At 30.7% G+C, this 11488-nt stretch carries 14 protein-coding genes; 2 read left to right on the plus strand and 12 right to left on the minus strand.

Annotated elements, in window-relative coordinates:
• Positions 1 to 66 precede the first annotated feature (66 nt).
• Positions 67 to 450 carry a hypothetical protein gene (locus ACI32A_RS03840; protein WP_439753706.1) on the minus strand — a complete coding sequence of 128 codons (384 nt, stop codon included), beginning with the start codon at positions 448 to 450 and terminating at the stop codon, positions 67 to 69.
• Between the two features lie 105 nt (positions 451 to 555).
• Between ACI32A_RS03840 and ACI32A_RS03845 the strand changes: the two genes are divergently transcribed.
• Positions 556 to 1038, plus strand: a complete 483-nt coding sequence (locus tag ACI32A_RS03845) for a helix-turn-helix domain-containing protein (RefSeq protein WP_439753707.1) — start codon at positions 556 to 558, stop codon at positions 1036 to 1038.
• A 460-nt stretch (positions 1039 to 1498) separates the two neighbouring features.
• On the opposite strand, the gene ACI32A_RS03850 is transcribed toward ACI32A_RS03845, so the two are convergent.
• The 10 genes from ACI32A_RS03850 to ACI32A_RS03895 all read right to left on the minus strand — a co-directional run bounded on the left by ACI32A_RS03850 (position 1499) and on the right by ACI32A_RS03895 (position 9155).
• Positions 1499 to 1762, minus strand: coding sequence for a hypothetical protein (locus tag ACI32A_RS03850; protein ID WP_439753708.1), 264 nt, complete (start codon positions 1760 to 1762; stop codon positions 1499 to 1501).
• 4 nt (positions 1763 to 1766) lie between these two features.
• Entirely contained in the window at positions 1767 to 2729 is a 963-nt protein-coding gene (locus tag ACI32A_RS03855) for a hypothetical protein (RefSeq protein WP_439753709.1), read from the minus strand.
• 286 nt (positions 2730 to 3015) lie between these two features.
• Entirely contained in the window at positions 3016 to 3555 is a 540-nt protein-coding gene (locus tag ACI32A_RS03860) for a hypothetical protein (protein WP_439753710.1), read from the minus strand.
• Complete coding sequence (locus ACI32A_RS03865; RefSeq protein ID WP_439753711.1) at positions 3539 to 5641, minus strand: DUF3160 domain-containing protein; 2103 nt, start codon at positions 5639 to 5641, stop codon at positions 3539 to 3541. The genes ACI32A_RS03860 and ACI32A_RS03865 overlap by 17 nt, the downstream gene beginning before the upstream one ends.
• Before the next feature lie 98 nt (positions 5642 to 5739).
• Positions 5740 to 5979 (minus strand): hypothetical protein, encoded by a 240-nt coding sequence (locus ACI32A_RS03870; RefSeq protein ID WP_439753712.1) that lies wholly within the window; start codon positions 5977 to 5979, stop codon positions 5740 to 5742.
• Positions 5961 to 6494 carry a Fic family protein gene (locus ACI32A_RS03875; RefSeq protein WP_439753713.1) on the minus strand — a complete coding sequence of 178 codons (534 nt, stop codon included), beginning with the start codon at positions 6492 to 6494 and terminating at the stop codon, positions 5961 to 5963. Before ACI32A_RS03875 ends, ACI32A_RS03870 begins: the two co-directional genes overlap by 19 nt.
• A gap of 65 nt (positions 6495 to 6559) precedes the next feature.
• Positions 6560 to 6748 carry a hypothetical protein gene (locus ACI32A_RS03880; RefSeq protein WP_439753714.1) on the minus strand — a complete coding sequence of 63 codons (189 nt, stop codon included), beginning with the start codon at positions 6746 to 6748 and terminating at the stop codon, positions 6560 to 6562.
• Between the two features lie 112 nt (positions 6749 to 6860).
• Positions 6861 to 7949, minus strand: a complete 1089-nt coding sequence (locus ACI32A_RS03885; protein ID WP_439753715.1) for an NAD(P)H-dependent amine dehydrogenase family protein — start codon at positions 7947 to 7949, stop codon at positions 6861 to 6863.
• Between the two features lie 71 nt (positions 7950 to 8020).
• Positions 8021 to 8857 (minus strand): MerR family transcriptional regulator, encoded by an 837-nt coding sequence (locus tag ACI32A_RS03890; protein ID WP_439753716.1) that lies wholly within the window; start codon positions 8855 to 8857, stop codon positions 8021 to 8023.
• Positions 8858 to 8903: 46 nt separating this feature from the next.
• Positions 8904 to 9155, minus strand: coding sequence for a hypothetical protein (locus ACI32A_RS03895; protein ID WP_439753717.1), 252 nt, complete (start codon positions 9153 to 9155; stop codon positions 8904 to 8906).
• 163 nt (positions 9156 to 9318) lie between these two features.
• On the opposite strand from ACI32A_RS03895, the gene ACI32A_RS03900 reads away from it, so the two are divergent.
• On the plus strand, positions 9319 to 10512 hold the full coding sequence (locus ACI32A_RS03900; RefSeq protein WP_439753718.1) for an ATP-binding protein: 1194 nt from the start codon (positions 9319 to 9321) through the stop codon (positions 10510 to 10512).
• A 52-nt stretch (positions 10513 to 10564) separates the two neighbouring features.
• On the opposite strand, the gene ACI32A_RS03905 is transcribed toward ACI32A_RS03900, so the two are convergent.
• Positions 10565 to 11338, minus strand: a complete 774-nt coding sequence (locus tag ACI32A_RS03905; protein WP_439753719.1) for an HAD-IIB family hydrolase — start codon at positions 11336 to 11338, stop codon at positions 10565 to 10567.
• Positions 11339 to 11488: the final 150 nt, after the last annotated feature.

Genomic DNA, 11488 nt, shown 5'->3' on the forward strand with positions numbered 1-11488 from the left:
CTACCTGTGGTTGGTTTGTTCCCAACTGAATTCGTGCCATGCCCGGCACACCTGAAAAACGAAGTCTTACAAATAGACTTCGTTTTTATATGTATGATAGATAATCACAACACGTGCATCTTTTCTAAATTTCGCATTCTTTTTAAAGTCAGCTTTTCCGTCTATGGATATTTTTTCAATGGATCCTTCTTTTGTGAATAAACCAACTTTTAAATCTTTTTGTTCAAGTAAAACAATGTCTTTAAATCCATAAGCTTCAAATTCATCAAAAACATCTTCATAATTTTTTCGATAATATTCACTAGCTGAAGATGGTACTCGAATATAGTCTCCTTTTTCATTTATTGCTTTATTAATTTCTTCTAAGCCTGTATCTACTGCTTGTAGAGCCACTTTTGTGATTGTTTTCATACTTTCATTTAAATTCGAAAATAAATCCTTGTTTGACATAGTTCTATTTTAAGCAAGAAAAGGCATTCTGTCCATTCGCAAGAATTGCTTTCTTGTACTTTTTTCATTATTCGATTACCATAAAACCAGAAAGGAAAAATATTTATGGAATTTTCTCAACGCATAAAATCTTTACGCAAAGAAAAGAATTTAACACAAGAACAATTGGCTCAGTCTTTACATGTTTCCAGGCAGGCTGTTTCTAATTGGGAAAACAATCGAAATTTACCAGACATTGAAATGTTGATTCAAATTTCTTCTGTTTTTGATGTTTCTTTAGATGAATTATTAACTGGCAAAGAATTAAAAGAAAAAATCATTGTGGATGGAAATGAATCTCGTAGAGCTAAAATGAATTTAATTTCCACTATTATTGGTGGGTGTTTAATTCTATTGGGCTTTATCTTTATATTTATAAAAGCTTGTTCGGTTGAATATATTGATGAAATGGGCTTTCTTCATGAAAATTTCTTTTTACTTCCTATGGCTTTTTTCTCCATGTTTACAGGATTATTAATCATCTTTTTTACAGGTATTTTGACTTGGTTTAGAAATAAGCGATACCATAATTCACAAAAAGAAGAATAAAAGTCACATCATTTTACATATTCTACTTAAATTTCTTTGATTTCTTTTTTGTATTATTGAAACATCAAAGGAACATAATATAACCTTTGTTTAAAAAATCTTCATACTCTCTTCTCTAAAAAAAGACTCATGATAAACATGAGTTTTTTTGTGGTTATACTAAATAAAAACAGCTTTTCAGCTGTTTTTAATGGAATTGGAAACAAAGGCCTTGTTCTATCCCCTTTGCCTACATACTATAAAAGAAAACCATCAAATAAATATCAATGTTTTATGGAAAATCATGGGATTTTAGAAATTCATTCATCTCTTAATATTTCATTTATATCTTTTTGAATCAAACCCGACATACTGTCTTTGTATTGTGTTACATCTATTTCTTGTAATGTTTTTTCAATTTCTTCTTGAAGTTCTGGAAGAAATAATAAAACTTCATGAAGCGATTGGATACATTATCGAATCACAGTTGGTTTGGAGTCTTTGAAGATTTGTTTGAAAACTGGAAAATATTTTTTTTACCTTGTGTATCCCATCTAGCCTGGGCCATGCAAAGTTGAAAAGCACGTGTACGTACATATGAACTTGTATGGGATAAAAGTGGAATGAAGTCTTCCATTTTTTGATATAAGTTATCATTTTGCATGGATTGAATTAAAAGTTGTTTTGTGTATTCATAAGCTTCTTTGTGATTTTTATTTTGAATTTTATTGATAATTTCTTTCATATTTTTACTCCATGATTGTACAATTTTGTTTTACCCATTCTAACATCAAGATACGATCTTGATCTTGAAACGCAACATATAATTTCTGATTGTCTTGTTTATATACAATACCTTCTAAGAAGTCAGGATGAACAATTATTTTGTCTACATAACTGATTTCTTCTTCTTTTTCTTCTTTTAACAGAAAATAGTCTCCTGCTTTTTCTTTTGAACAATCCCATGTATCCATGATTGTATATTGGTTATTTTTTTTGATTAAAGCCGTAATATGATTTTTGCCTGCATATAATAGAATTGGATTTATTTCTTTATTCATTTTTAGTGCGAATTGTATACAATTCAATGAAGAATTTTGTTTCATTTTTATATAATGATGATTTTCTAAACATTTTTCAACTACGTCCTGGTGATTGAAATGAAGCTGATTCATTTTATAAGCGACTTTTGAGAGTTCATCCAATGCCTGGTGCCAGTTTATTTGAAAAGCATGGCTTAGAGCACGAATACTACAGTCTTGTGCTAAATTGCCATTGGGGTTTTGGTTGTAGTATTGATAGTTTGTATTGGATTGGTTGATATGGTCTTTTATTGATATATTTTTTGTGGTTTTATAGTCTTTAATATAGATTTCATAGTCTTCAAATGGATCTAAATATTGTGGGTTTATGATTCCATAGAGTATAGGTTCTTTTTCATTAATTAAAGCATAAAAATGATTTTGTCTTCTTAATAAAGCTTTTTTTGTTGGAATACTTTGATAAAAAGAATAACCTTGTTGTTTTAAAATTCCCTTAATGTTTTTTTCGTCTTCCGATGGTCCAAAAGCAAATGTATGTAAAGTGTCTACATAGATTTGAAAAGCATCTTTCCATTTCAGATTTTCGAGAATAGAAATCGCATTCAGGCATTCATATAAAGTATTTTCTTCTTTGATTTTGTTTTGAATTGTTTTATATATAAATTTCATAAATGTATTATATCAATTTATTCCATTTTTAATTCCAAGAATTCCACTTTTCTTTTTTTTATGAATTTTTATTGTATATTATAAGTGAAAAGAAAGAAGGACATACCGATGTACAAATAAGTCACATCTATATTTTATAAATACCGAAAATATAGATTCTAAAAACAGGTATTTTAGATAGATCAATTAGAAAGGAGTAGCCATGAATAAATTGATTAGTTAAGAGGTCTCAGCGTTAGAATGATTCGTTGGGACCTTTTAAAATGGAAAAACCAGGCGTACCTGGTTAATTGATTCTTTCAAATCCAAATTGATTCCAAATCCATTGTGTCCATTCTCCATCGGGATCTAATAAAGACAAAGAAGCATCTTCATTGATTTTCCATTCCTTAATATTGGGACGAAGCCTGGAAGACATCCATTTTGAATGAATGGAATCTTCTTGAATTGTAAAAAGATATACGTGTTGTGAGAAAGAAAAAGTATCGTTTTCTTCCCAGAAAGGTGAATAGTCTCCATAATTCATTTGATTCCAAACCAGCATCACCAATTCCTTTGTTCCGTCCTGGTCCATATCTTCTAAAGCTATATCCGATATAAACCAATGGGAATCAAAGGAATATATAGATTGTTCAAATTCAATGGTGACGTGTTTATTTTGAAGTTGTATAGTTTCGATATATCCATCTTGATTGCAATCTTCTTGTATGGTTTTTGTGTTCCATTGTATATAAGAAGGAAGAAAGAAACCTTGTTTGTATAAATAAAACAATAAAATACAACTTATAATAAGAATCAAAAATACAATTTTAATATGTTTTTTCATAATATGTCGTCCAAGATGGATGTTGCGGTTGATTATCAAAATTATCCAGCATAGAACGCCATTGTTCGTCTGTTAATCGATTGGAAATTGGTTGTGTAAATTCATAATAAGAATATACAGTTCCCATACAAATTCTTGTTTCTCCATCAAAATTAACAGCCACATAAATAATAGAAGGTTTTCCAGTTGCGATTTCTAAACAACTTCCATTTGGATCGGTTGCGATATCGGTAATTAAAGCCGATGGATGGTCCATACTGCGATAATAATCTTTTGTTCCATCGTCTACTGTGCGCGTCCATAAGTGTTCCAAATGATCGCCATAAGAACGAATCAAATCAAATTCTTCATCCGTTGGTAGTTCTCCATTTAATTCTTTGGTCGCAATGACTTGCAGTTTTTCAGCTAATTGAGCCAAATATTCCAGATATTCTTTGTCTTCACTACTTAAGGCATTGAATTTTTCCAGTCCATGGATCATTGAATTTGTTAAGTTTTTAATGTTTCCAAAAACTTCTGGTTCACATTCTACATATCCACGATCATCTGGTTTTTCATCCATTCCAGCCCCTCCCATTTGGGCCATGATTTGTTTGGCATAAAGGACGCTGTCATGTTTTAATTCGGTATAGCTTCCTAAGAATGTTGATAAATTTTTCTTTTCCCATTCTTCGCTTTGCATATAAATTGGATAGCTTTCATCTTTTTCTTCTAATAAAGGTTTCAATGTATCTAACCACGCACTATAGACACTGGCATACCAGGCATCATCGTCTAAATCTTCTAATGTATCTTGTACTTTTTCCATTTGATCTTCATAATTTGGATATTCATTCACACCTGAGTCTTCTAAGATTTCATAAGCGACTTCACTTCCCATAGCGGCTGGTACATCCAATGCCGACGGAAGCATACGAGCATCTCCGTTCTCAGATTTTTCAACGTTTCGATACACTAATTGTTGTAAAATCGAAGCATCAAAAGTAAAGCGTTGTCCTAAAATACGACATCCAGAAGTTGTTTCTTGTACATCTTCATCTTCATAAACAACCATTCCATTGATTTTTGGAGCTGGTAAATTTTTAGTGGCTTCTTTATACGCGTTCCATCCTTTTTCATCATCAACTAAAGAAGAAACATCCACATCTTTTCCATAAATTTCTTCTATAACTGGCATATATTCATAATAACCTGTATCATCGCTTTCTCCCGCAAAGAAAGAAGTAATGACATAAATCGTTTCCCATTCTTCTTTACTTGTTTGATCTAAAGCTAGCATGGATAATAAAGCACTGCGATTTAAATCATCATCTTTTTGAACAAATGTCATTTGTCCATACCACATCATCGTTTTGAAATAATTTTCAAGAGCTGCTGATTCTGTATAATAGCCACGTACTGTAAATTGACTATAGTCTTGTTCATATGTATTGTCGTTTGTTGTAAAGATTGGTGAAACACCAATGCCCTGTGCACTTTCAATCAAAGACAATTCCTGTACAGCATTTTGACTTAACATCGATGGTTGTTGTCCTAATAAAGAGAGTCCAACCGCATAGAAATCTACATTTCGCTGGGCTGCACTTTCCCATGGTGTAGAGCGCACACTATCGAGTTGTTCTAAAGATTGAGCATACATATTTTGACTAAAATCCATTAAACTGTTGTATAGAGTTGTTTTTTCTAATCCTTTTTGTAAGTAGGCATAATATAAATGGAAAGTATGCAACAAGGAATCGGTTGTAACAAAGCTTGGGATATAGGAGTATTTATTGTTTTCATATAAATCAAAGAATTCATCGTTATAGGCATCGGATACAACAAAATAATTTTCGATTAATTTTTGTTTCCATTCATCGCCATAATAATTAAAGCTTTGTCCATTGATAACATTGGATAAATCTTCTTTAATGACATAATCATTGTCCACATTTGCCTTGATATTATAGTCTTCTTCAATTTTTTCAAGCAACATAGGACGAGACTGAGAACTTGTGATATTTTTTGATGTACTTGTTGTTTCTTTTGAGCAACCTGCCAACAAAGAAATGACCAGAAGTCCAGATACTATTTTCTTCATCTTCATAATTGATCTCCTTTTTCTTTATTATATAAAAAATAAAGATCTTTGTGGTCTCTATTTTTAATTGATGTTTGATTTATTCGTAAAATTATTATTATAATTCATATTTTAATATATCGTGTTGATCTTCCTTGTCCAATTCGCTTTATAATCCCTTCTTTTACCATATACCCTAAAACACTTTCAACTGTTGTTGGACTTACATCAGGTAAAATATTACAAATTTCTTTTTTAGAAAGTGGTGTTACACTATTTAAAATAGTTGCCTCAATTCGTGCTTTCTTAGTAATTTTCTTTCCATTTATAACCGCAAATCTTTTGTCTAATTCTTTATAACACATAAATAAAGTAGATAAAAAATTTTCAATAATGGAAAATAAGAATTATCGTTTGTATCCCAACCCATAGATGATTTTTTCAAAGCATCATAGTACCAAGCTTTATAATGATTTATTTGTTCTTCAAAAGAAATATATTTCCCTATGTCATATCCATTTTTATACAATAAAACCAATGAAAGAAGACGAGACATTCTTCCGTTTCCGTCTTTAAATGGATGAATACAAAGAAAATCTAAAATTACACACGGTATTAATAAAAGTTGATGAATACCAGCATCACTTTTTGCTTCCATATAAGCAAGTTCAAGTTGTTCCATGGCTTGTTTTGTTTCAGAAGCTGGTATAGGACGAAATCTTACTTTCCTATTTCCATAGGCATCTACTTCTAAAATAACATTGTCATCTGATTTATATTGTCCGCCATATTCATATCCTGCAACTGACATCAAAATTTGATGTAGACGTAAAATATCTGTCTGACAAAATTCAATGGAATCATAATTTAAATGAATCATGTTCAATATATCTCGATATCCAGCGATTTCAAATTCATTGTGGTTAAGGGGTGCACTATTTTGATTTACAATAGCAGCAATAGTTGATCACTTGTTACGATTCCTTCAATCTCATTTGAGCTTTTTACGGATTGAATCTTAGCGATTGCTTCTAATTCCGTAAAAATCGTTTGATATTTTTCCTTACGAATACCTGCCATCGTTTTTAATGAGGCAATGTTAGATGCCATATTCACAAATTGAGCTGGCAACATCCCATTTTTTAAAAATAAATAATCAAATTTTCTCTTATCTATTTCCTTTTCTGCATAGTTTTTTATAATTTATATGAAGAAAAAAACCAGGATTATTCATCCTGGCACTTTATTATTTTGTCTTAACATATTCATTTAAGTCTTTGATGCAATATAAATTATATGGATATTGATCCGTAGTGATATATCCAGCTGGTGCATCAATTAATTGAGGAATACGATTGATAATGGTTCCACAAGTTAATTCCACTGTTGCTGGTTTGTTGCAGATCAATGTAGAATCTGGTTCTCCTTCTAAAGTCCATTGATTGATATCAAATTCATCTGGTGCATATACTTTTCCAACACAAGCTGTTTCCAATGTAATGCCTTCTTGAGTTGTAGTTGTTACAATGGCTTTCATTCCCGTCGCATAACCAGCTGGAATAGTTCTTTGAAGAGTAGAAGAATATAAGTCTTCTGGATGTGTAGTTGGAATACATTTTTGTGTTTGCGAAACAATATGTAAACCTAATTTACTTGCCAGCCATCCGTTTTGGTTCCACATATAAGATGGAACATATTCTCCACTTTCCACAATGGCTTTCATCTGATCGTGGTCATAGTCATTATAAGCACCAATGGTTTTATTGAATTCCTCAATACTTAAGCCAGCTCCGTGTCCTTCTGCCAAAGCAATTCCATAGTCTTCTACATTATACCAAGATTCTCCAATGATTTTATTAACAGTATATTGAGATCCCATATAGTTTGTAACCATTGTTCCCCAATATAAATCACAGTATCCAACTCCTGTTAATGTACAGTTTCCTTCTTTTGCCAATGCATCTAATTTCTTTGTTAAATCTGGACTAGAGTTCCATGGATACAGGGCTTCTTCACATGTTGTGATGGCATTGACTCCGTTTTTAGCACAAATTGTAAAAATGTCTTCTAATTCAGCAACCGTTGAACGAGTGGCAATGATACATACATCTGGTTTTAAATTGGCAATCATTTTTTCAGCTTCACTGGCTGCACTGACTTTAATACCAGTTGCAGGATATCCATCGCCTACTATATCCGCTGCATCTTTTCCAATAATTGCTGGATTCATGTCAAAAGCTGCTAATAATGTGGCTCCTTTTCCAATTGCGTAACGAATCAAATATTTGGCCATTTTTCCACAACCATATTGAACAAATGTGACTTTTCTTTCCATACTTAAAGTCTCCTTTCTGTTTCTTTACTTTTATTGTAATGTCTAATCTGACAAGAGGGTCAACCTTCTTTTTAAAAAGAAACAGGCACTTGAAGACGAAAATACATAGAGCGTTTATCTTCTTCAAAGATATTCATTTCATAAAGGACTTCACAAATACAGTGGCCCGTTATTTCATATTGATGCTTTTGACAGTATTCCAATAGTTGCCGGGCGTATTGTTTTTCGGCATTGAAATCAGAGCTATAAATACAGGCATACATTCCGTTTTCAATTTTTTGTATGTCTTCTTGTAATGGAAAATAATCATCCACAAACACAAAGATTTCATGGGATTCGTAGTGTTTATTCAAAAAATCGTTTTTCTTTAATAGTGTTCCTGCATTGCAGTAGTAAATTTGTGGGAGTTTGTGTTCAATTAATGTATTTTTTAAATCATTTAAAATGGATTCATAGGTTTCAATGTCGTAGTCATAAAAATTAATGGGAGTATACATGGAATATATTCGTCTTGTATTAATATATTCTAAGGTAATGGTTCCTTCTTTTGGTGACTTTCGATAGCGTTCCATACTATAAATTGTTCGATTCAAAGCTGCTTGTTTAAGCTTTAATTCTTCTATTTCTTGTTTTGTTTGTTCTTTTTTTCGAATTAAAATTGCTTCAATTAAGTTTAAGTCTTTCTGATCCAATGTTTCTTTAATTTCTTTTAAATTCATGCCTAATTCTTTCATATATTGAATCATATTTAAACGTGCATTTTGATTGATGTCATAGTATCGATAGTTGGTTTGACTATCTACATAGATGGGTTTTAATAAGCCCATTTCATCATATAAACGCAAAGCTGAAATACTGACGTGATTGATTTTACTCATTTGTCCAATGCTCAATAAATCTTTTTTCATACTTCTATTATATCTAAAAAAACTCTCATCCTACATGAGAGTTTTCTTAATTATTCTTCTTTTCAATATTTGAACCAATAACCAGTCCAAGTAACATACCCATACTCATATCCAGTCCTGTATTTTGTATACCCAATAAACTTAAAGCACATCCTAAAGACATGCCAAGTAACATTCCTTCAGTTCCATAATTATCTTTTTGTTCATTATTTTTCTGATTCACAAAGAAAATCGCAAGTAGTAATCCAATACAAATCCATGGAAGAGCTGCGTATATAAATAAAGTAATAGTTTTCATATTTTTTCTCCTGACTGTCTTTATTGTATTCTTATTTTAAATTGTATTCGATTTTCTTTTTCGATGGGTTTGTGTTCATTTTCTATATTCTATTTCCCAAAATTGAAAAAAATTCATTTTTGGGAAATAGAAGTGATATAATACTATTGAAAGGTGATTGCATATGAAATTAATTGAAAGAAAACAATATTTAGATAAAATGATTCATGTAATGTCAACACCTGATATTAAAGTATTAACTGGTGTTCGTCGTTCTGGTAAATCAAAATTATTAGACGCTTTTAAAGCTTATGTGAATAATAATATTCCAGATGCGAATATTATTCATATTAATTTCAACTTATCTAAATATGAGAATTTAAAAGAATATAAAAGTCTTAATGAATATATTGAAAATCATTATATAGATGGAAAACAAAATTTTGTTTTCATCGATGAAGTTCAGATGTGTTCAAACTTTGAATTGTGCATTAACAATCTTCATGCAACAGAAATGTATGACATTTATATAACGGGTTCAAATGCTTTCTTACTCAGTTCTGATTTAGCTACTTTATTTACGGGAAGAACTTTTGAAATTAAGGTTTATCCTTTTTCCTTTGCGGAATATATTCAATATTTCAATTTCACGGATAAATATGCATCTTTTGACCGATTTATGATTGAAGGTGGTATGTCGGGTTCTTATTTGTATAAGGAACAAGAAGATAAATTTAATTATATTGAAAATGTGTTTGATACATTAATTTTAAGGGATATTAAACAAAAATATAATGTACGAAATATGGCTTTATTAGAGCGTATTTCCCAATTTTTAATGGATAATATTTCAAATCTAACATCATCAAGAAATATTGCAGATACTCTTGCATCAAATAAAGAAAAAATCAATCATAAAACAGTCAATAATTATTTAAATTATCTTTGTCAGGCTTTTGCGTTCTATAAATTTCATAGATATGACATCAAAGGTAAAAAATATCTGAGTTCAAATGATAAATATTATTTAAGTGATCCTTCTTTTCGCTATGCAAAATTAGGTACTAGAAATTTGGACTTTGGAAGAGTTATTGAAAACATTGTTGCCATGGAGTTATTGAGACGTGGTTACGAAGTCTATGTAGGTGTTTTATACAAAAAAGAAATTGATTTTGTTGTAATTAAAAGAAGTGAAAAAATTTATATACAAGTTTCAGATAATATTAGTTTACCTGAAACTTTTAAAAGAGAAGTGGAGCCTTTACTACAAATCAAGGATGCTTATCCTAAAATGGTAATCGCAAGAACAAGAAATCCAGAGTATCAATATGAAGGTATTAAAATTGTTGATATTGCAGATTGGTTATTGAATCAATAGTTATTTCCCAAAATTGAAAATAATTCATTTTTGGGAAATAGAAAAGATGGACTTAGATCCATCCTTTTTCTTTACATATTTTATATATACCATCATTGACATTTGTATCCGCTACATATGTTGCCACATCTTTTAATTCCTGACAGGCATTTCCCATAGCAACAGAAGTCCATTGTGGATCAAACATCACTAAGTCATTTGTGTCATCTCCAAAAACAACAACGTCTTTTACATCTCCATGAATGTGTTCCATCATATCTAGTATTCCCTGGTGTTTGGCATCGTATTGAAACATCAAGTATTCAGGAACAAAGCGAAGGTTTCCTAGAGTATCTTTCAGCGTTAATCTGGATTCTTCTTCTTTTGGAATGGAAATATACATTTTATAGATTTTTTCCATTTTATCTATATCTAAATTGGCGTCATAGATATATTCAGTTGGTTCTTGTCGATTGCCGCATTGATCTTGAAAAGTATGGTCTTTAGTATAGACATTAACAGAGTCATCTAACATAAATAAGACGCCATATCCTAATTGAAGTGCTTGTTTGGCAATGGCTTTTGATTTTTCAAGGTCTAATGGAATATTTTGAACAAGTTCATCTTGAATCACCAATCCCCCGCCTCCGCAACAAACCATATCATGGAGTCCAACACTTTCCATAAAGTCTCTGGCTTTATAATGAGCTCTACCAGTGGCAATGGATACAAAGTGTCCGGCTTCTTTTAATTGATTTAATGCCAATTGTGCACTTGGTACAATTTTTTTAGTTTTACGATCGGTCAATGTTCCATCGATATCAAAGAAAAAATATTTTTTATTCATAACAATGTTCCTTTACATATTCTTTTTTGATTATATCATATTGATTTATAAAAAATTGAAATTTATTTTTACAAATACATATTTTTTTCGAATATATAAATAGGGTAGTGTAAAAAATTTATGAAAAAAAAGATAAAAAATAAAATCGAT

Source organism: Floccifex sp. (genome assembly GCF_051873555.1).
Classification (GTDB): Bacteria; Bacillota_I; Bacilli_A; order Erysipelotrichales; family Erysipelotrichaceae; genus Floccifex.